This window comes from Pararobbsia alpina, from assembly GCF_965118125.1.
GTDB lineage: Bacteria > Pseudomonadota > Gammaproteobacteria > Burkholderiales > Burkholderiaceae > Pararobbsia > Pararobbsia alpina_A.
Window position 1 is genome coordinate 560,592 of record NZ_OZ221288.1, and the last position, 21,025, is coordinate 581,616.

Below are 21,025 nucleotides of genomic sequence, written 5' to 3' on the forward strand. Positions count from 1 at the left end.
GAGTGCCGCAGCCCCGCAGTCCCGCAGTCCCGCAGTGTCTTAGCGCTTTGGTATCGCTTCGGTGCTTCGGCGCGACGCTAAGCGCGGTTCTTTGGCGCCCTAGTGCGTCAACGTACTCTCAAGGCGCGCTACGGCCTCGATCAAACGTGGGCGCACTTCCTCGAGCAGGAATTCCTTTGACAGGTTGAACGACGGGCCGCCGACATTGATCGCCATGATCGGCAGGCCACCGCCCGGCTCGAATGCGCGAGCTATGCCGTTCACATCCTTCTGCCAGTCGCCGAACGAACACGCGACACCGAGCGTTCGATAGTCTTCAACGCCCTGCTCAATGCCCCGGCGCACGCCGGGCCACGCGACGTGATCGAGTTCGCGCACTTCCTCCATAAAGGCCAGGCGGTCTGCCTCCGGAATCGCTGCAAGCCACGCTCGCCCGATCGCGGAAGTGGCCACCGGTATGCGCGAGCCGACATCAAGGGTTAGCGTCAGCGCCACGGAGCCGTGCAAATTCTCGACGTAAATCATTGACAGGCGGTCACGTGTCCCGAGCGATACCGTCGCGCGTGAAAAGTCGGCCAGCTCCTGCATGATCGGACGCGCAATCTTGCGCACATCGAGCCGGGCAAGCATCGCACTGCCGATCGCAAGCGACGCCGTGCCAAGCCGATACTTGCCGCTGTCCTTCAAGTGAATCAGGTAGCCAAGCTTGGTCAGCGTCATCGTCAGTCGCGACACCGTCGACTTCGGCAGCTTGCAGCGCTGTGCAATGTCCTGATTGCTTAGCGATTTATCGCCGGACCGGAAACACGCAAGCACTTCAAGACCGCGTGCGAGCGCGGTCACAAAGTGACGGTCTTCCTTGGCGTTAACTGTCTTGACGGAGTCAGGGGCATCGTCTTCGGGAAAGGCGTCTGGATCGAGTGCGTTCACAATAAAACCGCTCCCACGCGAATAATGTGGACATGCGTTTATGTCGGGATACGCGAACGATCATACTGTTCCGACTAGCAGAAATCCATTCTGAATTGCAGAACTGAGACTCGAAAATAACGCGCCGAGACACGATCCGGTCGCTTCATTGACACGCTAAACGACTAGACGCCTGACTAAGTGCCCGACTACGTGCCTGAATCAGTGCCTCACTAGGCGCCGGCCGTGGCCGCCGTACGCGAACGCTCAAGAACGAAATCGATGAACGTTGAAGCGGCGCGCGTGTGGTGCCGATTCGGCATATAGAGCATGTACATGCGCGTGCCGAAGATGCTCAGTCGCCATTCATTGAGCATCGTGACGACGCGGCCTTGGGCCATATCGTCGAGCACGACGTAATCGGGAACGAGCCCGATACCAAGGCCCGCCAGCACGGCCTGGCGCAGAAACAGGAAGTTCTCCGAGATCAGCGTGGGCTCGAGCAGGACTTCGTGCCGCTCGCCGTCGAGGTACCCCGCAAGCCGAAGCTGACGGCCGACGACCGCTGATGTGATCAGCGGCTCGGCTCGCAAGGCCTCAAGGTCCTTTGGCGCCGCACGCGAAGCGAGAAATGCCGGAGATGCGCATGCCACGTAACGCACGCGCCCCATATCGCGTGCGACGAGATTCTGCGGCGGCTCCGACATCACACGCACAGCAATATCGACTTCGTCGCGCATCAGATCTTCGACGCGGTTTTCGAACAGCACGTCGAGCACGATCCCCGGATATTGGCGCTTGAATTCAAGCAGCCACTCCGCCATCACGAGCTGACCATAACCGCTCGGCACGCTGAGCCGCACCCGCCCCTGCAATTCTTGCCCAAGCGTCGTCACCGACTCCTGCGCCGCCTTTAACGTGTTGCGGATCGTGAGCCCGTGTTGGTAAAGCCGAAGTCCGATTTCCGTCGGATCGAGGCGGCGCGTGGTGCGGCGCACGAGTTGCACGCCGACCGATTTTTCAAGCTGGTTCAGGTGGTAACTGACATTCGCCCGACTGACCTTGAGCCGGCGCGCAGCTTCGCTCAGCGTGCCTGCGTCGAGAATCTCGACAAGCAGGGTCAATGAATTCAAATCCATCTGGGAATCCGCCGTGTCCGGCCAGGACAGCCGTATTGTGTGCCGCTAACGCCCCCAACGTATCTGCCGGCGCCTTTTCAGCGTCTGCTCGCGAATGGCGGTTGAGGTTGTCTCCTTTCAAGCTTTCCGTTCAACGTCCACCGTCAATGCCGACTGTCAAAGGAATTTTGACAGTCTGTTCATCTGCCGTGGGATTGTCAATAAACGTCTTCGTATCCAGAATCAGACGCCTATAACGCTGACAAAGCCACGGAGACAATCGATGGAAGTCGACACGACAACGGATCGGGTCACGCGCGAGTTGCGCGGTGCCGTCATGCTGATCACGGTGGATAACCCGCCAGTCAATGCGTTAGCGAATGAAGTGCGACGCGGATTGATGGCTGCGGTCGAAGCCGCTGACCACGATGCCGCTGTGCAGGCCGTGCTGATCGTCGGCGCGGGCAGCCACTTTATTGGCGGTGCCGACATCCGCGAGTTCGGCAAGCCACGCCTGCCCCCTTCCTTACCCGAGGTTTGCGATCGTATCGAGGCTTGCCGCAAGCCGGTCGTCGCCGCAATCCACGGTGCCGCGCTCGGCGGTGGCCTTGAAGTGGCTCTCGCCGCACACTACCGTCTCGCGGTCGATGGCGCGAAGCTCGGTCTGCCCGAAGTCCAGCTCGGACTGATGCCGGGCGCCGGTGGCACGCAACGCTTGCCGCGCCTGATCGGCGTCGCGCCCGCACTCGACATCATGCTGACGGGGCGTCACGTCGGCGTTGCGGAGGCCGCTAAGCTTGGACTTGTCGATCGCGTCGGCCAGAGCGGCGACACGCTCGCCGAAGGTCTCGCCTACGTTCACGAATTGCTGGCCTCACACGCACCCGTACGTCGCGTGCGCGATGCCAAAGGACTTGCCGACGTCGACGCCGTCAAAGCGACACTCGCCACGGTACGCGCGGAAACCGCCCGTAAATCCAAGGGCCTCTTCTCGCCGCTCAAGATCATTGAAGCCGTCGAAGCCGGTCTCGATCGCGGTATCGACGAAGGCATGAAGATCGAACGCGCGCTCTTCCTCGAATGCATGGAGAGCCCGCAACGTGCCGGATTGATCCATGCGTTCTTCGCTGAACGCGAAGTCTCGAAGATGCCCGGCCTCGAATCCGTCACGCCGCGCAAGATTGAGCGCGTCGGCGTGGTCGGCGGTGGCACGATGGGCGCGGGCATCGCGGTCGCGCTGCTTGACGCCGGACTGCCCGTCACGATGGTCGAGCGCGACGCGCCGTCGCTCGAACGCGGCCGAGCCAACGTCGAGAAGGTCTACGACGGCCTGGTCTCGAAGGGACGCATGACGGCAGAAGCTAAAGCGGCGATCATGGCGCGCTGGTCCGGCAGCACTCAATACGAAGCTCTGTCGAACGCCGATCTGGTCATCGAAGCGGTATTCGAAGACATGTCCGTGAAAGACGCCGTCTTCAGCGAGCTGGATCGTCTGTGCAAGCCCGGCGCGATTCTCGCGACCAACACGTCGTATTTGAATATCGACGAAATCGCCGCCAAAACGTCGCGTCCGGCTGATGTCATCGGGCTTCACTTCTTCTCGCCCGCGAACATCATGAAGCTGCTCGAGGTCGTCGTGCCCGCCAAGGTCAGCGCCGACGTCGTGGCCACCGCATTCGCGCTGGCGAAGAAGCTGCGCAAGACGGCGGTGCGAGCCGGCATCTGCGACGGGTTTATCGGCAACCGCATCCTCGGCGTCTACAAGACCGCGGCCGACCATATGATGGAAGACGGCGCTTCGCCGTATCAGATCGACAAGGCGTTGCGGGACTTCGGCTATCCGATGGGTCCGTATCAGGTGTCCGACCTTGCCGGCGGCGACATCGGCTGGGCTACGCGCAAACGCCGCGCAGCGACGCGCGATCCGCGCGCACGCTACGTACAGATTGCGGACCGGCTCTGCGAGCGCGGCTGGTTTGGTCAAAAAACCGGCCGTGGATTCTATCTGTACCCGGAAGGCGCACGCACCGGTACGCCCGACCCCGAAGTCGAAGCCATCATCGACGCCGAACGCTCGCGTGCCGGCGTCTCAACCCGATCACTCGACGATGCAGAAATCGTGCGCAGGTATCTCGCCGCCATGATCAACGAAGGCGCCAATGTCCTGCACGAGGGCATCGCGCTGCGTCCGCTCGATATCGACGTCACGTTTCTCTACGGCTATGGTTTCCCGCGTCATCGCGGCGGCCCGATGCACTACGCCGACACGGTCGGTCTCGCGAAGGTCCTTGCCGATATCCGCGAGTTCGCGAAGGAAGATCCGCTTTTCTGGAAGCCGTCACCGTTGCTCGTCGAACTGGTCGAGCGCGGTGCGACGTTCGCAAGCCTCAATCAAACGACGCAAACTCAAAACCCAACTCAAACTCAAACTCAATCGGCCTGAAGCGGCCTAAAGGATTCCGTCATGCGTGAAGCCGTCATCGTTTCTACTGCCCGCACACCCCTGACCAAGTCGCATCGCGGCGAGCTCAATATCACGTCGGGGCCGACGCTCGCGTCGTTCGCCGTCAAAGCGGCCGTTGAGCGCGCGAAGATCGACCCGAACCTGATCGAAGACGCCATCCTCGGTTGCGGCTATCCCGAAGGCATCACGGGCCGCAATATCGCGCGCCAGGCTGTGATCCGATCCGAGCTGCCGTTGACGATTGCAGGCACGACGGTGAATCGCTTCTGCGCGTCAGGTCTGCAGGCCATCGCAATTGGTGCGGGTCGCATCGTCGTCGATGGCGCGCCGGCCGTGATTGCCGGCGGCGTTGAATCGATCTCGGGCATTCGCACACGCGAAGACGGTGACTCAGGCCTCGATCCGTGGATCGTCGAACACAAGCCCGAGCTGTATATGGCGATGATCGACACGGCCGATATCGTCGCCGAGCGCTACAACATCAGTCGCGAAGCGCAGGACCGCTTTTCGCTCGAGAGCCAGCGTCGCACAGCCGACGCGCAAACGGCGGGCCGCTACGCCGAAGAAATCGTGCCGATCACCACGATCATGGCGGTGCAGGACAAGGAAACCGGTGCGATCTCGAAGCGCGAAGCCACGGTCAGCATGGATACCTGCAATCGTCCGACCACGACGTATGAAGGTCTGGCGAAGCTCGAACCCGTGAAAGGCCCGGGCAAATTCATCACGGCCGGCAATGCGTCCCAACTGTCCGACGGCGCATCGGCCTGCGTGATGATGGAAGCCAAGGAAGCCGAACGCGCGAACGTCACGCCGCTTGGCGCGTTCCGCGGCTTCGCGGTGGCCGGCTGCGAACCCGATGAAATGGGTATCGGTCCGGTGTTCGCAGTACCGAAGCTGCTGGCGCGCCACGGTCTCAAGGTCGAAGACATCGGCCTGTGGGAACTCAACGAAGCGTTTGCATCGCAGGCGATCTACTGCCAGCAGAAGCTGGGCATTCCGTCGGAGCTGCTCAACGTCGATGGCGGCTCGATCGCGATCGGCCATCCGTTCGGCATGACAGGCGCGCGGCTCGCGGGGCACGTGCTGATCGAAGGCCGCCGTCGCGGCGTCAAGTACGCCGTCGTCACGATGTGCATCGCCGGCGGCATGGGCGCAGCAGGCCTCTTCGAAATCTACTGATCGCAGGGTCAAGCAATGGATCTCCAGTTCACGCCCCAAGAGCAGGCGTTTCGCAGCAAGGTCGTCGAATTTCTCGCGCAGAAGCTACCGACTCGCTTATCCGACAAGGTGCATAACGGCACGCATCTGAGCCGTGACGATATGGTCGAGTGGCACGCCGTACTCAATGCCGAAGGCTGGCTCGCCAATCACTGGCCGCGCGATTACGGCGGCCCGGGATGGACGGCGATCGAGCGCTTTATCTTCGAGAACGAATGCGCGCTCGCGGGTGCACCCCGCATCGTGCCGTTCGGCGTGAACATGCTCGGACCCGTGCTGATCAAGTACGGCAGCGAAACGCAAAAGCGTTACTGGCTGCCGCGCATTCTTGACGGCTCGGACTGGTGGTGCCAAGGGTACTCGGAGCCCGGTTCAGGCTCCGACCTCGCATCGGTGCGTACGTCGGCCGTGCGCGGACATGACGCTCAGGGCGATCACTACATCGTCAACGGGCAGAAGACGTGGACCACGCTGGGCCACTACGCGAACATGATTTTCTGCCTCGTGCGCACGGCCACCGACGTGCGTGCGCAGGAAGGCATCAGCTTTCTGCTGATCGACATGAATTCACCAGGCGTGGAGATTCGGCCGATCATCACGCTCGATGGCGCGCATGAAGTCAACGAGGTGTTTCTGACCGACGTGCGTGTGCCCGCGGAGAATCTCGTCGGCGAAGAGAACAAGGGCTGGACGTACGCGAAATACCTGCTGACGTACGAACGCACCAACATCGCCGGCGTCGGCTTCTCCGTCGCTGCGCTCGAACGGCTGCGTGCCATCGCGCAAACCCAGCGTCGCAATGGCAAGCCACTCTCCGAAGATCCTGCGTTTGCGGCACGTTTTGCACGCGTCGAGATCGATCTCGAGAACATGAAGACGACCAACCTCCGCGTGCTTGCGGCCGTGGCGGGAGGTGGCGTACCCGGCGCCGAAAGTTCGATGCTCAAGATCCGCGGCACCGAGATCCGCCAGGAAATCACGGCGCTGACGCGTCGCGCGATGGGCCAGTACGCGCAACCGCTGTTCGAACAGAGCCGGGATGTTGACGGCGATGCTGCATTGGAAGCGCTTCTTGCGACGCCGGGTGCTGCCACCGCGGCGACGAGTTACTTCAATAATCGCAAGCTGTCGATCTTCGGCGGCTCGAACGAAATCCAGAAGAACATCATCTCCAAGATGATTCTTGGGTTGTAGGAGGCGCGATGAACTTTGATCACACCGAAGACCGGCGCATGCTCGCCGACTCGCTCGACCGCTTCGTTTCCGAGCAATATCCGTTTGCGGTGCGCGAGCGCATTGCACGGTCGGATGCCGGCTATGACCCGACGATGTGGGCACGGTTTGCCGAGCTTGGCACGATCGGGGCCTTGTTTTCCGAAGCCGACGGCGGCTATGGCGGCGCGGGGTTCGATATCGCCGTGGTGTTCGAAAGCCTCGGGCGCGGGCTTGTCGTTGAGCCGTTTCTCGGCACGCTCGTGGTCGGACGCGCGATTTCGCTTGCGGGCACGGAAGCACAGAAGGCCGTACTGGCCGAACTGATCGACGGACGCGTTGTCGCCGCCGTCGCGCATGAGGAGCCCGGATCGCACTACGAACTCGCACAGGTCAGCACACGCGCCATCTATGCCGGCGACACTTGGGTGCTCGATGGCGCCAAGTCGGTCGTCGCATTGGGCGAGCATGCCGGCTTGCTGCTTGTTTCGGCGCGCACGTCAGGTCAGGACGATGACCCGCAAGGCATCTCGCTGTTCCTCGTACCTGCGAATACACCGGGCATTTCGATGCGCGCTTACCCGCGCGTGGACGGCAGCCGTGCCGCCGACATCACGCTCTCGGGCGTCAAGCTCGGCCGCGATGCGCTGCTCGGCGGCGAAGGTAAAGGCTTCGACGTCCTCGAGCAGGCCATCGGCGACGGCGTGCTCGCGCTGTGTGCCGAAGCACTGGGCGCGATGAAGATCGTCAAGGATCACACGCTCGACTATTTGCGCACCCGCAAGCAGTTTGGTCAGCCTATCGGCAGCTTTCAGGCGCTGCAGCATCGAATGGCCGATCTGCTGCTCGAGATCGAACAGGCACGCTCGGCGGTCATCAACGCAGCCGCAAGTCGCGATGCCGACCGCACGAGCCGCGAACGCGCACTGTCCGCCGCGAAGTATTCGATCGGCCAGATCGGCACGCGTGTCGCCGAAGAATGCATCCAGATGCATGGCGGTATCGGCATGACCTGGGAACTGCCGTTGTCGCACTACGCAAAGCGACTCGTGATGATCGATCACCAGTTCGGCGATGTCGATCATCACCTCGAGCGCTACGTGTGGTTGGGGCGTAGTGGGTCGTAGAGCGTAATCACTTCGGCCAGCGATCCTGGACATGCCCGATGCTTCACGGAGATCGGTGCATGCAGATGGGAGCCGGCTGCGCAGAGTTAGCCAGCGCAACACGAAGTACGTGGCATGCCTTGCGGGGCATGCCACGCGCCTTCACAGCGACTTGAAGAGCGGGCTCTTTGCGAGCGCGTTGGCGCCATCGGCGTTGCTCAAGAACTTCTCCGTATAGATATCGCGCTCAAACAGCTGCCCCTGCATGAGGGCGCGAATCGACGCTTCGATCATAACGGGCGGCCCGCATAGATACGCTTTGTGCCCGCGGAAGTCGTTACCGAAGTACGCTTTCGCGGCCTCGTGCGCAAAGCCCCGGTAGCCGCTCCATGCCGAATCTGCCGGCTCATCGGACAGCGCCGGTACATAGACGAAATTCGGATGCGAGTCGGCCAGTTCGACAAAGGCTTCGTGGTAATACAGCTCGTCCCGGTTTCGCGCGCCATACACCAGCGTGATCGTGCGTGAATCGCCCTGCGCCAGCATATCGTGCAGCATCGATCGCGGACTCGACAGGCCTGATCCACCGGCGATGAAAATCACGGGCTGCGGATCTGACTTACGCACAAAGAACCGTCCGAAGGGGCCACTGAGTCGCAAGGCATCGCCCACCGCAAGCGTATCGTGCAGGTACGTCGTGCCCTTGCCGCCGGGCACCCGCCTGACGTTGAGTTCGATCCGGTGACGTGCGCCAGGCGTTCCCGCAAGCGAGAAGGCCCGCGGCATCGTCTCTCCCGGTATCGACACATTGACGTACTGCCCCGCCTGAAAGTCGATGCCCTCGCCTTCGAGATCGACAAAGATGCCTTTGACGGTCGGTGTCAAATCCCGGATGTCGACGACCCGCCCGACGTGATCGCGAACGGGAAAGTGCATCGCGTCGGGGTCTTCGTCGATATCGGCTTCGATCGTGACATCGGACTGCACAGTCGCGCAGCAGGCAAGGCACTGCCCTTCGTCGCGTTCAAAGTCCATCAGCGCAAACGGCGAAGCGTGTCCGTGCTCGATATCGCCGTCGACGACCTGCACCTTGCACGTCGCGCACAAGCCATGGCAACACGCATGCGGTAACCAGACACCGGCTCGCATGCACGCGTCGAGAATGGTTTGATCGTCCTCAATCTCGATGGTCTGCCCGATCGGCTCAATCGTCAGTTGGTAACTCATATCCGTCTCCCGCTTTTCCTAACTGAACGATCCGTTGATCCCGGTCAACCCCGGCGTGCGAAAACGGATCACCGACTTGTGGCCGATACCGTTATCAGCGAGTGATCGCGTGAAATCGGGCGTAAAGCGCTGCCCCGAGTGAAACCACTCGATCGATTCGGTATCGACGCTCGCCCAATCGGGATGCATGCCGTAGATCGACGGCAACACGGCAGTGGCGAGTGCTTCAAACGGCATCTGCGGATCGACGGGGATGCAGTGCGGTGCGCAGAACATCAGATGGTCTTCCCATCCGACATACAGCAAACGCTGGCCGTGGAAGTTCTCTTCGAGATCGCGGATCTCGCCCTGGTAGCCTTCGTTGAGTGCAATGACTGGCATCGTTGTCTCCTGAATATGGAATCCGTGGTCGAAGCAGCGGCCGACTAAGCGGCGACCTCTTCTGCCCGGCCTTCGTCGGTCCCCTGCCCGCCGTGACTCGGGCGTCCCGTCCACTTGAGCCAGTTCTTGCGATCGGGCGAATCCTCGAACTCATGCCCGTCTTCACCGACGTTGATGTGGTAATAGCGCAGCACTTCGAGCAAGGGGTTGAAGTCGGGCGCTGCGGGGTTCACATCGGGCTCGAAGCAATGACCCTGATAGATCTGATGGACAGGAAGCCACGCCTGAACGTATTTCTCCGGCTCGCCGTCGAAGACGTCCTTGCAGCCGTCCGAGCAGAAATGAAACTTGTGTCCGAGATACGTGCTCTCGCGATAGCAGATCTTCGTTGGATCGTCAGGCTCGGTGAACGCCATCGGGATCTGGCAAAGCTGGCACAGCATCGGCAGGGTGTTGTTGTAGAAGCGCTTACCGGCCTTCTGCTGTTCCCGCCAATACTCGAAACGTGGGCGATAAAGACGATCGAAGGTCTTCGGATATTTCTCGCCGAGCCATTTCAGCTCGTCGTCGGACGGGATCCACGTGTGCATTGCCGCGGCGTGGGTGTAGTTGTAGAAGATGCCCCATGCCTCGTGCGAGATACGGTCCTTTTCTTTGGTCGCAACGTCGTGATACTTCGGCATGCGGATGCCGTAGCGCTCGAGGTCATGAAACAGCGCGCCGCCGTTCTGCTCGAAGTACGTCTCCCAAGCCTCCTGCCACGACATGATCCGCTTGGGCAGCATGTAGTCCATCATCATCGCGACGAGCGTGAGCAGCCGGTAGCCGCGCCAGAACCACTTGTCGATCCACTTCTGAATGATCGGCACGTTGCCGGGGTCTTGTTCGAGCAGGAACTTGACGACTTCCAGACCTAGCGTCATATGGCGCGATTCGTCGGACTGTGCCGAGAAACCGAACGTCACCGTCGCCATATCGCCGTTGAACGCGGCTCCCGACATAAAGGGCATAAACAGCAGATTCGTGAGCACGTATTCGAACGAGAACGAAATCGCGGTCACGAACTCGAACGGCCCCGCCGTCATCGCATCCTCGAAGTACGACTTCGGCACCGACAGATACCAGACACGATCATGCATATGCTTGAAATCGTGGAAGCCGTTGAAATACTTGTTGTAGTGGCTGATCGTATGGACCTGTGTCTGCGCATGACGCAGTTCGTCAATCGCTTGCATCTGACAAGCGATCCGGGCACCTGCGCCACGGAAGTTGCGTCCCGCAAGGGCAAAGCCACGGTGAGCCGCGTATTCAAGCGGACTCACACCGGTCAGGAACAGCTTAAGCGCGTTGATGTAACGCGGGTCCGTCACATTGAACTGGCCGTTGTTCTGCTGGAACGCGTCGATGATTGCGTAAAGCTTGCGTTCCTTTTCGCCCTGGTACTTCCAGTACGCATCCATGGTCAGGCGAAACGGGTCTTCCCACTTGTCCCAGTCATGCACTTTGATGCCTTCGAAGCGATCGTAGGGAAAGACCTTGTCCATCGGCTCATACGTCGTGTCCCACGCGAGCCCGCGCGTCAGCATCGCGTAGTTTTCCTTGATGCTGAGTTTCTTCTTCGTTGTCGTGGTCATCGTCATGTCTCCGCTATGTCTTGGGTATTGAGTCTCGGGTTTGGGTAACGAGGCTCACGCCTTCCATTCAAGAATGAATTCGTCGTCGGTCTCTTCGATATTGCCGGCGAGCGAGATCAGATTGATTTGAAGTTCGCGCAAGTCGTACTCGCGTCCGATGCGCGATTCGATCGACTCACGACGAATCACAAGCTTGCCGACGGCATCGATCTTGACCATCGCGGGGAACGCGTTGACGACCGCATGCGGGTTGTCCTCTTCGATCGATTCAATGATCGGGCGCGTATCGTCGTTGGTCTGGAATGCGATAAAGACGGAACTAGGCATGATTAGCCTCCGTGCGTGCGGGGATGCCAAGCTTCACAACCCGGGCTTCGAATGCCGCTTCGACCGCCTGCATCGCGGCGGCCGCGTCCAAGCCGAGCGCCTCGATGGCGATGGGCTGGATAGCAGAGAGGACTTGTGCACTCCAATGCTCAATCCAGCCGGCGATCAGCGCGGCATTTTCGGGCGACTCGGCGACAGCCGTTTTGACGGTCGCGTCGACCCAGCGGGTTGTCTCGTCGAACCACGTTGTCGCGAACTCGTTGAGCATGCTGAGTCCCGCACCGTGTTGCGCAGCGAGCGCAGCATCGACGTACGTGTAGACGAGCGGATACAACAGGCCGTCGAGCACGAGGTTTTGCGCGACGTAGGTTTCGAACCAGTCGCGTACGACCATAAGGTGCTCGATGGTCTTCCGCAGCGGTTGCCACATCGCGGATTCAAGCCAGCGTTGCTTGCCCTCGACAAGCGAACTACCGGTATTGCCGTCGAGTAACAGGCCGATGCGCGACAGGTATTGAGCGAGCCCCAGCCTGTCCATGCTGTGAAACATCGTGGCCTGCGTGATCGCCGTTCCCCAACCGTACGCAGTCACGTAACAGTTATTCGTGTTGGCCGCCCACTCGACGTGACGCAATGGAACGAACAGCGCGGCGATATGCTGACGCGACGTATCCGGCAGGTTCGAGAGCAAGCCGCGCCGGGACACGAAGTCGAAACTCTTTTCCATCGCGTCCTGCTGCCGCGATCGCGTGATCGTGTACGCGCCATAGTAGTACTGGCGCGGATCCTTGAACGCATACCAGTCGTTCATCACGATCGCGGTCCGGCGCTTGTCGTACAGCTCGCGGTCGGGCTCCCACAAGGGCCGATAGTGGAAATTGACTTCGGGCTGAAGTTCGAGCGTCGCCTCCTGATAGCGCGAAGCGGCTTTGTCCGCACCGAGCCGGCGTGCCACATGCGAGAAGGTCTGGCGCACCTGCTCGACGTCCGACGTTTTAATGTCGATCTGCATTCGATGTCTCCTGATTATTACGGTGGTATCGAGGCGTGAGCCGCCCGGCGTTCATTCGCTGATGCCGGGCGCTCCGTATTGCCACTTCTGTTGCTCCGCCTCGATGGCTTCGCTCTCGGCGGCGCTGAGATAGATCACGGCGTGGGTGTGGCAGAACGCCTCGTAGTCGTTTTGTGACATCACGAGCTCGACACTCAACGCGGGGTCGCCGATGGAGAAGTCGAACTCGACAAAGCCGTTGTCGTGCCGCTCGCGGAAGCGCACGTACCTGCGAGAGAGGTCGAACGGCAGTCGCTGTGTCGTTGCAAGCGCGGAATCGATAGAACCGTTGGGTCCTGTGGAAAACGACATGACGGTTGTCTCCTGTTCTTGAACTTGCGGTCGTTGCTACGACCGAGTTCATGGGTTGTCTCTTAAGGGCGCCTTGTGTGAGCACCTCTTGGCGACTTCTTCGAGGTATCTCGATGGGTTGCCGCATCGGATATCCCTTCGCGGTCTTCCTTATGCAGGCGCCATGCCAATTCACTGCGCAGCGTCGATATGCGGCAACGCATCAAGCCGCAAAGCCTTGCCCGGCGGGAAGGAAACGATCATGGGTGACGCTCGTCACCGAGCTTCCGCAAGCCACGTAGCGATGGGTCCTCAATCAAATGATCGAAATTGAGCCGCTCGAACGCGATGCCACTTGATCAAATCAGTGACATGGTTGGCGAGCATTGCGCGCGCGATCCGCTTCGCCTAAGGTCAGGTTCTGATCTGCAGGAGACCGGCCCATGCATGCCGAGAAAACGCCCCCCTCAGCGAACCGAAGCGAAGCCGGTGTCGCGCCAACGAGCGCGAGCGTCGATCGCATTCGCTACCCTGATATCGCTGACCTGATGTCGCGGCTGCACTTCGTGCCCGAAGAAGGCCGGATCTGGCTCGATGACCAGCGCATGGTGCTCACGCATACCGGCGCGATCGGCGCCATGCGTCGTGAGCTGATCGACAGCCTCGGACTTGAAGCGGCGCGCGGCCTGCTCACACGCATGGGCTACAACTCGGGGGCTCGCGACGCGGAACTCGCGCGCCGAGTCCGCCCCGATAACAGCGTGACCGAGATGTTTGCGGTCGGGCCGCAACTGCATATGCTCGAAGGCATCACCGCGGTCGAGCCCGTTCGACTCGACATCGACGTCGAGCACGGGAAGTACTACGGCGAATTCATCTGGAAGCAATGTGCCGAAGATGAGGAACACATCCGGATCTACGGCATTGGCGCCGAGCCCGTGTGCTGGACGCAGATCGGCTATGCGTCGGGCTATACGAGTGTCTTCATGGGTCGCCCGATTCTCTATCGCGAAGTCGAGTGCCGTGCGCTAGGCCAGGCCCACTGCCGGATCGTCGGCATGCCCGTCGAAGAATGGGGCGATGAGGCGGCCGACGATCTGCGATATATGCAGGCACAGTCGTTCTCTCAGGGCCTGTCCGTCGTGGGAACGCAGCGCACTGCACGTGGCACGACGGCGACGCCGTCCGTTGATACGCCGACGGCATTCGGCGACGACAATATGGTCGGCGCATCGCCGGGTTTCAACGCGGTCTGTCACATGATCCGGCGCGTTGCCGATACCCGCGCGACCGTCCTGTTTCTCGGCGAGAGTGGCGTCGGCAAGGAGGTGTGCGCGCGGACGTTGCATCGGATCAGCAAGGTGCGCAACGGACCGTTCGTGGCCGTCAACTGCGCGGCCATCCCCGAGCAATTGATCGAAGCGGAATTGTTCGGGGTCGAGAAAGGCGCCTACACCGATGCGACAAAAAGCCGGGAAGGACGATTCGAACGCGCCGATGGCGGAACACTCTTTCTCGACGAGGTCGGGATTCTGAGCATGACAGCGCAAGGCAAGCTCTTGCGCGCCTTGCAGGAAGGTGAAATCGAGCGCGTCGGTGACAGCCGTACGCGGCAAGTCGAGGTACGCGTGGTTGCCGCCACCAACCTGGACCTGCGGGACGAAATCAAGGCCGGACGCTTCCGCGAGGATCTTTACTTCCGGCTCAATGTGTTTCCGATTACCGTGCCGTCGTTGCGCGAGCGTCGTGAAGACGTGCCCGTGTTGCTCAACCATCTATTGCGTAAATACAGTGCCCGTCACAGCCGCACGATTACGGGCTTTACGGGGCGCGCGCTCGATGCGCTGCTGTCCTATGACTGGCCCGGCAATATCCGCGAGATGGAAAACATTGTCGAGCGCGGTGTGATCCTCGCGTCAGAAGGCGGAGCGATCGATCTGAGCCATCTGTTCACGAGCGGCGAGAAGATTCAGAAGTCGCTGTTCGGACTCGACACTGATGGCTCGCTCGCCTCTTCACTCGACCTCGAGCGCAAGTCATCGCGTGAGCACGACTCGGAGGTCGATCGCGTCACACGCAAGGTCAACCACTTATTGCTTGGCATGGGCACCGAAGCCGATGCCACATCGCTCGACGACATCGAAACGGCGTTGCTCAAGAGCGCGGTCGAACGGGCACAGGGGAATCTGTCCGCGGCGGCTCGGCTGCTCGGCATCACAAGGCCGCAGCTCGTGTATCGGCTCAAGAGCCGGGGGCTGCGGCTTTAAGCACCGCTGATGCTTCGTCATCGATCCTTCGGCGTTGATTCCACACATTGATCGGACGAACCCGTGCAACAAGCCGGGATTCGGGCCTTGAGCCAGAGCAGCCTTTCCCGTAGTGCTCAGTCGACATCAAGCCCTTGACTGCGTACCCAGTCACGCGGACTTGTGCCGGCCTTGCGGCGAAACGCACGCGCGAGCGCCGACGGGCTTTCGTATCCAACGTCCTGTGCGACGAGCGCAATCGGCCTGCCTTTGCGCAATGCCTTCTGCGCAAGACTGACTCGCCAGCTCACCAGGTAATCGGCGGGTGTCTGCCCCACCACCTCGCGAAACCGCGCCGCGAAACTCGCGCGCGACATGTGCACGTGTTCGGCCAGTTCAGCCACTTCCCACGCGCGGACCGGATTGTCGTGCATCAACGTGAGCGCGGGCCCTAGACGCGAATCGGCCAGCCCCGCAATCACGCCCGTCGCAAGACGCTTATGCGCGAGCAACTCCCTGAGCACTTCGATGACCAGCAATTCGAATAAACGGTCCATCGCTGCGACGCGTCCACATTCCTCGCCAACGGCCTCGGCGGACAGCCATTCGAGCACACGTGTCAGCGACGGCGCCGAAGCCAGCGGGATCAGCATGTAGTCGGGTAGCGCATGCGCGAGCGGATTGCCCGCACCGCCATCAAACGCGAGTGTCGCGCAGACAATGTCCGCCTGATCGTCGGCTTCTGCCTGCAAACGATGGTGATAAGGCCGCGGGATAAAGACCAGCGTCGGTTCGCTGATGTCGGCTTCCGCGCCATCGGCCAGCACGAACTTGATGCGGCCGCTGCGCACGAGATGGATATGGCCTCGCGGGGAACCGTCCATCGCCGAAATGCCGCAGAACGACCCGCTGAAAAACACGCCGGCGCGGACGCTGAAATGGGTGAGCAAAGCAGAAAGACGGTCCATGATGGCCCCTGATGAGCGCCTGAATTAGACGATCGGTCGCATATTGTGTACGAATAGCGTCCGATCGTGCAGCCCGCCCACCTATTCTTGTTACGTGGCCAACGCAAATGCGTGGCGAAAACCCACCCGACAGGAGCAGGAATCATGAAGCCCGTAACGATCTACACGACGCCGACTTGCCCGTATTGCCGTGCCGCCAAGGCGCTGCTCGATGAAAAAGGCGTGGATTACAACGAAATCAATGTGGAGTCGAATATGGAGCGCCGGGCGGAAATGATGTCGCGCAGCGGCCGCCGGAGCGTGCCGCAGATCTTCGTTGGCGAAACCCACGTCGGCGGTTGCGACGATTTGTATGAACTCGAACGCCAGGGCGGCTTTGAGTCGTTGCTGGTGAGCTGAGCGCTCAGCTCCGTCCAAGCGCCGGCATCCAGACGCGCAGGAGCGAGAACAGCCGGTCGAGGTTGACCGGCTTCGCCAGATAGTCGCTTGCGCCCGCTTTGAGGCACTGCTCCTGGTCGTCCTTCATCGCCTTGGCGGTGATCGCGATGATCGGGAGCTTCGCAAAGCGCGCATCGGCGCGGATGCGTCGCGTCGCTTCGAGTCCGTCGAGACCCGGCATCATCACATCCATCAGGACAAGATCGATCTCCGGCGTACGGTCGAGCTTCTCGATCGCTTCAAACCCGTTGCGTCCGACTTCGACAATGGCGCCCTTCTGTTCAAGCGCGCTGCTCAGTGCAAATACATTGCGGATATCGTCGTCGACGAGCAGTACGCGGCGCCCTTCGAAAACCCGATCGCGGCTGCGCACCGCACGCAACATCACCTGACGGTCCTGCGACAGCTCCGATTCGACCTTGTGCAGGAACAGCGTGACTTCGTCGAGAAGCCGCTCCGGCGAACGTGCATCCTTGATGATGATTGAGCGCGAATACTTCATGAGTTTCGCTTCTTCGTCCCGAGTCAGCGAGCGCCCTGTGTAGATGATCACCGGCGGAAAGGCGTAAAGCCCCTGCTCCGACAGTCGCTGCAGGAGTTCACCGCCTTGCATGTCGGGCAGCTTGAGATCGACGATCATGCAGTCGAACAGCGTCTTGCCGATCAGATCCAGCGCCTCTTCACCCGTTTCGACCGCCGTGATTTCAATGTCATCGTCTCCGATGAGTTTGACGACGCTCTCGCGTTGCCGCGCATCGTCTTCCACGAGCAGCACGCGCTTGACCTTGCGCGTGAATCGCTCTTCGAGCTTCAGGAAGATGTCACGCAACTGCTCACGCGTCGTCGGTTTCGGGGCGTGACCGATCGCACCCAGCTGCAACGCTGCATTCGATCGCTCGACGGCTGATACGACGTGAACGGGGATATGACGCGTCTGCGGCGTGTCCTTGAGTTCCTCGAGCACTGTCAGACCCGAGCGATCCGGCAGATAGATATCGAGCAGGATCGCATCGGGACGATGCTTCATCGCGAGGCGATAGCCATCGGCCGCGGTGTGCGCGACAAGACACCGGAACTGCATTTCGTGCGCGAGATCGAAGAGGATTCGCGCAAAATCGACGTCGTCTTCGACCACGAGGACCGTACGCAACGAAGCAGAGACGTCGTTACGGTCATCTTCGAAGGCAGGCTCCCCGATGGGCAAATCATCCGCGTACTGAGACAAGCGACCGGGCTCGTTGGACGCGCCGACCTGAGCAACGGATGCCATTGAACCCGCCGATGCGCCGTGCGCCGCAGATGTCGCGATGCCGGCTGAGCTTGCGCCGGTCGGTGCAGTCACCGTCACCGATCCGCTGACTGCGCCACCCGGCACGTTTGCAGGTTGGCCCACGGTGACAGGTGGCAACGACTGTTCGCCGGCGTGCGTCCAACGGAGCGGCAATGCGAGCGTGAACACGCTCCCCTTGCCAGGCTCGCTCATCACATCGATCGATCCGCCCAACAGGCCCGCCAACTCGCGCGAGATCGACAAGCCCAGGCCCGTGCCACCGTAACGGCGGCTTGTCGTGCCATCGCCCTGACGGAACGCTTCAAAGATTGACCGCTGATGCTCGGGCGCAACGCCGATGCCGGAATCCGCCACCGCAAACAGCACGCTATCGCCCGCGCCACGCCGCACGGTGAGCTTGACGAAGCCGCTATCGGTGAACTTGATGGCGTTCGACAGCAGATTCTTGATGATCTGTTCCGCGCGCTGACGGTCGGTGAAGATCGACGACGGCGCGTCCGCATCCAGCTCCACGCTGAGCGCGAGCCCCTTCTGCAAGGCGGACGGCTCGAACATTTGCGAAAGCGATTCTGCGAGCCTTGCCAGAGACAGGTCTTCGGCCTGCACTTCGAGCTTGCCTGCCTCGACCTTGGAGATATCGAGGATGTCGTTGATCAGGTTCAGCAGATCGTTGCCGGCAGAATGAATCGTCTGCGCGAACTTGACCTGCTCGTCCGTCAGATTCCCGTGGGGATTCTCGGCAAGCAAACGGGCAAGGATCAGCGAGCTGTTGAGCGGTGTGCGCAGCTCATGCGACATGTTCGCGAGAAACTCGGACTTGTAGCGGCTTGCACGTGCGAGCTCGTCTGCGCGCGTCTCAAGTTCGAGATGCGCGGCGGTCAGCGCGTCGTTCTTCTGATCGAGTACGGCGGCTTGCGTCGAGAGTTGCTGGTTTGTCTGCTCGAGTTCAGCACGCTGCGCTTCGAGCCCCGCTTGCGATTCTTCGAGCACCTGCGATTGCTGCTCGAGCTCCTCGTTGGCCACACGCAGTTCTTCTTGCTGGACCTGAAGCTCCTCGTTGAGTTGTTGCGTCTCTTCGAGCGCTTGTTGAAGACGCTGGCGATAGAGCGCTGCGTCGATAAACGCACCGACGTTGTCGGCCACGAGTTCCAGAAATTCGATATCGCGCGCATCGGCATCGCGCATAAACGCGAGTTCGACGACGCCATTGACGATGCCGTCGTTAATCGTCGGCACGACGGCAACGCTGACCGGCTTGCCGCGTCCTAGGCCGGACGAGACGTTCAGGTAGGTACCGCTCGGATCCTTGATATGGATGGGCCGGCGCGAACGCAGCGCCTGTCCAACGAGCGTCTCGCCGGGCTCGAAAGCCTGCTCCGCGGAGGATTGATCGCGCGCGAGCCCGAATGCGGCGATCCGGCGCAGCACCGCGTCGTCTCCACGAACGTAGATCGCCCCGACGGTCGCCGACACATATTTCGCAAGAAAATCGAGCAAGGCCGCGCTCAACGCAGGCAGGCCATGTTGTCCGACCGCCGTCTCGGTGAGCTGCATCTGACCGGTGCGCAGCCACGCCTGACGTTGAAGGTGTGCAGCGTGATCTTCGTGCTTGGCGAGTGCAGAACCGAACGTGACGGACAGCGCAGTCAGATCGCGCCGCCCGAAATAAGCGAGCAGCACGCTAAGCGCGAGACTAATGGAGAGAAATCCGATGACGGTGAACGTCGTGATATCGCGGGCCGCATTGACGCGATTGAATCGCAGGGCCTGCTCGACTTCGAGGAACGCAGCGAACTCACGACGAATTTCGTCGAGCTCAATTTTTCCGGTTCCTGAATTAACAGCGTCCTGATACGGAAGATTTTTCCGGCGCAGATCGATGAAGTCCGTCGCAACGGAAGACCATTTGGCTTGAAGCGCTTCGATTCGATGAAGCCGTTCGATCTGTTGCGGATTGTCTTCGACGAGCTTCGTGAGTTCGAGAATCTGGGCGTCAAACTTGGGCTTGGCGATCTCGTAGGGCACGAGAAACGATTGATTACCGGTGATTAAAAAGCCGCGAACCCCCGTCTCCTGGTCGACGGCGAGCTTCTGAAGCTCATTCGCATCACCGATGACCTGCTCCGAGTGATCGACCCAATTGAGTGCCGACAGCAGATACAGAATCAGCGCAACGAACACGCCGACCGTGACAACGCCGACGATCAGCGGCAGCGCGATATTACGAACAAGGATGCGACGAAAACCGCGTTGATCGGTGGCTGTCTGCGCAGGCATGGGTATCCGGATTCATTCGCGAAGGTAGGCGGGAAGTGTATCCGAAATGCCGAGCTTTTCAGTAGATGTTGAGATGCCGGAGCGCGACGCGCGCGCTTCGGCATCTCCGTATGCGTTTCACTCGTCGCCGCTGAACAAGGCCGCGCGTGCGTCGAATTCGCGTTGCTGGCGTTCGAAGGCCTCGTCGAGGTGGGCCTGGAGTGCGCGCTCGGCGGCGTCGGGGTCGCGCTGGATGAGTGCATCTAGTACGCGTTCATGCTGGGCCAAAGTTTCCTGCCCGACCACGGGATCGCGCACGGTGATATGACGCACGCGATCGATCGGGGCGCGGGCGAGCGCGACAAGCTGCGACACTTTCGGGAGTTTGGCCGCACGGCTCACGGTTTCGTGAAACGCGTTGTCGTAGGCAATCGCGGCCACGGCGTCGTTGCGGGCGAGCGCGCGTTTATGCGCATCATGGATGGTCCGCAATTGCTCGATCTCGCGATCGGTGATCACCTGCGCTGCATAGCGGATGCTCGCGGTCTCAAGCACGCGTCGGATCAATGCGCTCTCGACGAACTGCTCACGACGTACAGGTGCCACATAGGTGCCGGATTGTGCTGCGATCAGCACCAGATCTTCGCGGGCGAGTTGCAACAGGGCTTCGCGCACCGGCGTGCGTGAAATGCCCAACGTCTCCGCAAGCGCGCGCTCGAAGATCACGTCCATCGGATTGAGCTGCATCGTGACGATCGCATTGCGCAGCACGTGATAAATCTGCGCCGGCAATGGCTTGGAGCGATCGAGCACCGGATCGGAGCCCAGCACGCGCGAGACAAACACCTGCGGGTCGTTGCGGTCGGCTTTCATGAATTCGGGTCG

17 protein-coding genes are annotated in these 21,025 nt (G+C 60.9%); 6 read left to right on the top strand and 11 right to left on the bottom strand.

Going from position 1 to position 21,025, the window contains the following annotated elements; translation table 11 throughout:
• Positions 1-99 precede the first annotated feature (99 nt).
• A complete protein-coding gene (locus ACMFWR_RS20895; protein WP_413197306.1) occupies positions 100-843 on the bottom strand; it encodes an IclR family transcriptional regulator in 744 nt (247 codons plus the stop codon).
• A 299-nt stretch (positions 844-1,142) separates the two neighbouring features.
• Entirely contained in the window at positions 1,143-2,048 is a 906-nt protein-coding gene (locus ACMFWR_RS20900; protein WP_413196602.1) for a LysR substrate-binding domain-containing protein, read from the bottom strand.
• A gap of 262 nt (positions 2,049-2,310) precedes the next feature.
• Between ACMFWR_RS20900 and ACMFWR_RS20905 the strand changes: the two genes are divergently transcribed.
• From ACMFWR_RS20905 to ACMFWR_RS20920, 4 genes are read left to right on the top strand one after another with little or no spacing between them, the layout of a single operon-like run.
• On the top strand, positions 2,311-4,470 hold the full coding sequence (locus ACMFWR_RS20905) for a 3-hydroxyacyl-CoA dehydrogenase NAD-binding domain-containing protein (RefSeq protein WP_413197307.1): 2,160 nt from the start codon (positions 2,311-2,313) through the stop codon (positions 4,468-4,470).
• A 21-nt stretch (positions 4,471-4,491) separates the two neighbouring features.
• Complete coding sequence (locus tag ACMFWR_RS20910) at positions 4,492-5,673, top strand: acetyl-CoA C-acyltransferase (RefSeq protein WP_413196603.1); 1,182 nt, start codon at positions 4,492-4,494, stop codon at positions 5,671-5,673.
• A 15-nt stretch (positions 5,674-5,688) separates the two neighbouring features.
• Positions 5,689-6,906, top strand: coding sequence for an acyl-CoA dehydrogenase family protein (locus ACMFWR_RS20915; protein WP_413196604.1), 1,218 nt, complete (start codon positions 5,689-5,691; stop codon positions 6,904-6,906).
• An 8-nt stretch (positions 6,907-6,914) separates the two neighbouring features.
• Complete coding sequence (locus ACMFWR_RS20920) at positions 6,915-8,051, top strand: acyl-CoA dehydrogenase family protein (RefSeq protein WP_413196605.1); 1,137 nt, start codon at positions 6,915-6,917, stop codon at positions 8,049-8,051.
• Between the two features lie 141 nt (positions 8,052-8,192).
• Here the strand turns inward: ACMFWR_RS20920 and ACMFWR_RS20925 are convergent, their stop codons facing one another.
• From ACMFWR_RS20925 to ACMFWR_RS20950, 6 genes are read right to left on the bottom strand one after another with little or no spacing between them, the layout of a single operon-like run.
• Positions 8,193-9,257, bottom strand: coding sequence for an NADH:ubiquinone reductase (Na(+)-transporting) subunit F (locus ACMFWR_RS20925; RefSeq protein WP_413196606.1), 1,065 nt, complete (start codon positions 9,255-9,257; stop codon positions 8,193-8,195).
• 18 nt (positions 9,258-9,275) lie between these two features.
• Positions 9,276-9,638, bottom strand: a complete 363-nt coding sequence (locus tag ACMFWR_RS20930; RefSeq protein ID WP_413196607.1) for a phenol hydroxylase subunit P4 — start codon at positions 9,636-9,638, stop codon at positions 9,276-9,278.
• Positions 9,639-9,682: 44 nt separating this feature from the next.
• Entirely contained in the window at positions 9,683-11,272 is a 1,590-nt protein-coding gene (locus tag ACMFWR_RS20935; protein WP_413196608.1) for an aromatic/alkene/methane monooxygenase hydroxylase/oxygenase subunit alpha, read from the bottom strand.
• Positions 11,273-11,326: 54 nt separating this feature from the next.
• Entirely contained in the window at positions 11,327-11,599 is a 273-nt protein-coding gene (locus ACMFWR_RS20940) for an MmoB/DmpM family protein (RefSeq protein WP_413196609.1), read from the bottom strand.
• A complete protein-coding gene (locus ACMFWR_RS20945) occupies positions 11,592-12,611 on the bottom strand; it encodes an aromatic/alkene monooxygenase hydroxylase subunit beta (protein ID WP_413196610.1) in 1,020 nt (339 codons plus the stop codon). The genes ACMFWR_RS20940 and ACMFWR_RS20945 overlap by 8 nt, the downstream gene beginning before the upstream one ends.
• 51 nt (positions 12,612-12,662) lie before the next feature.
• Complete coding sequence (locus ACMFWR_RS20950; RefSeq protein ID WP_413196611.1) at positions 12,663-12,962, bottom strand: phenol hydroxylase subunit; 300 nt, start codon at positions 12,960-12,962, stop codon at positions 12,663-12,665.
• Between the two features lie 422 nt (positions 12,963-13,384).
• On the opposite strand from ACMFWR_RS20950, the gene ACMFWR_RS20955 reads away from it, so the two are divergent.
• A complete protein-coding gene (locus tag ACMFWR_RS20955) occupies positions 13,385-15,208 on the top strand; it encodes a sigma 54-interacting transcriptional regulator (protein WP_413196612.1) in 1,824 nt (607 codons plus the stop codon).
• Positions 15,209-15,324: 116 nt separating this feature from the next.
• On the opposite strand, the gene ACMFWR_RS20960 is transcribed toward ACMFWR_RS20955, so the two are convergent.
• Complete coding sequence (locus ACMFWR_RS20960; RefSeq protein ID WP_413196613.1) at positions 15,325-16,155, bottom strand: cupin domain-containing protein; 831 nt, start codon at positions 16,153-16,155, stop codon at positions 15,325-15,327.
• 144 nt (positions 16,156-16,299) lie between these two features.
• Between ACMFWR_RS20960 and grxC the strand changes: the two genes are divergently transcribed.
• Complete coding sequence (gene grxC, locus ACMFWR_RS20965; protein WP_413196614.1) at positions 16,300-16,554, top strand: glutaredoxin 3; 255 nt, start codon at positions 16,300-16,302, stop codon at positions 16,552-16,554.
• Between the two features lie 4 nt (positions 16,555-16,558).
• Here the strand turns inward: grxC and ACMFWR_RS20970 are convergent, their stop codons facing one another.
• On the bottom strand, positions 16,559-20,161 hold the full coding sequence (locus tag ACMFWR_RS20970) for a response regulator (RefSeq protein WP_413196615.1): 3,603 nt from the start codon (positions 20,159-20,161) through the stop codon (positions 16,559-16,561).
• Positions 20,162-20,278: 117 nt separating this feature from the next.
• The gene (locus ACMFWR_RS20975; RefSeq protein ID WP_413196616.1) at positions 20,279-21,013 is read right to left on the bottom strand and encodes a GntR family transcriptional regulator; all 735 of its coding nucleotides are present in this window, start codon (positions 21,011-21,013) and stop codon (positions 20,279-20,281) included.
• Positions 21,014-21,025: the final 12 nt, after the last annotated feature.

Bases quoted from the DNA above. Each gene is read 5' to 3' on its own strand.
- ACMFWR_RS20900 (WP_413196602.1), bottom strand. From the start codon at position 2,048: ATGGATTTGAATTCATTGACCCTGCTTGTCGAGATTCTCGACGCAGGC.
- ACMFWR_RS20905 (WP_413197307.1), top strand. From the start codon at position 2,311: ATGGAAGTCGACACGACAACGGATCGGGTCACGCGCGAGTTGCGCGGT.
- ACMFWR_RS20910 (WP_413196603.1), top strand. From the start codon at position 4,492: ATGCGTGAAGCCGTCATCGTTTCTACTGCCCGCACACCCCTGACCAAG.
- ACMFWR_RS20915 (WP_413196604.1), top strand. From the start codon at position 5,689: ATGGATCTCCAGTTCACGCCCCAAGAGCAGGCGTTTCGCAGCAAGGTC.
- ACMFWR_RS20920 (WP_413196605.1), top strand. From the start codon at position 6,915: ATGAACTTTGATCACACCGAAGACCGGCGCATGCTCGCCGACTCGCTC.
- ACMFWR_RS20925 (WP_413196606.1), bottom strand. From the start codon at position 9,257: ATGAGTTACCAACTGACGATTGAGCCGATCGGGCAGACCATCGAGATT.
- ACMFWR_RS20930 (WP_413196607.1), bottom strand. From the start codon at position 9,638: ATGCCAGTCATTGCACTCAACGAAGGCTACCAGGGCGAGATCCGCGAT.
- ACMFWR_RS20935 (WP_413196608.1), bottom strand. From the start codon at position 11,272: ATGACCACGACAACGAAGAAGAAACTCAGCATCAAGGAAAACTACGCG.
- ACMFWR_RS20940 (WP_413196609.1), bottom strand. From the start codon at position 11,599: ATGCCTAGTTCCGTCTTTATCGCATTCCAGACCAACGACGATACGCGC.
- ACMFWR_RS20945 (WP_413196610.1), bottom strand. From the start codon at position 12,611: ATGCAGATCGACATTAAAACGTCGGACGTCGAGCAGGTGCGCCAGACC.
- ACMFWR_RS20950 (WP_413196611.1), bottom strand. From the start codon at position 12,962: ATGTCGTTTTCCACAGGACCCAACGGTTCTATCGATTCCGCGCTTGCA.
- ACMFWR_RS20955 (WP_413196612.1), top strand. From the start codon at position 13,385: ATGCATGCCGAGAAAACGCCCCCCTCAGCGAACCGAAGCGAAGCCGGT.
- ACMFWR_RS20960 (WP_413196613.1), bottom strand. From the start codon at position 16,155: ATGGACCGTCTTTCTGCTTTGCTCACCCATTTCAGCGTCCGCGCCGGC.
- grxC (WP_413196614.1), top strand. From the start codon at position 16,300: ATGAAGCCCGTAACGATCTACACGACGCCGACTTGCCCGTATTGCCGT.
- ACMFWR_RS20970 (WP_413196615.1), bottom strand. From the start codon at position 20,161: ATGCCTGCGCAGACAGCCACCGATCAACGCGGTTTTCGTCGCATCCTT.
- ACMFWR_RS20975 (WP_413196616.1), bottom strand. From the start codon at position 21,013: ATGAAAGCCGACCGCAACGACCCGCAGGTGTTTGTCTCGCGCGTGCTG.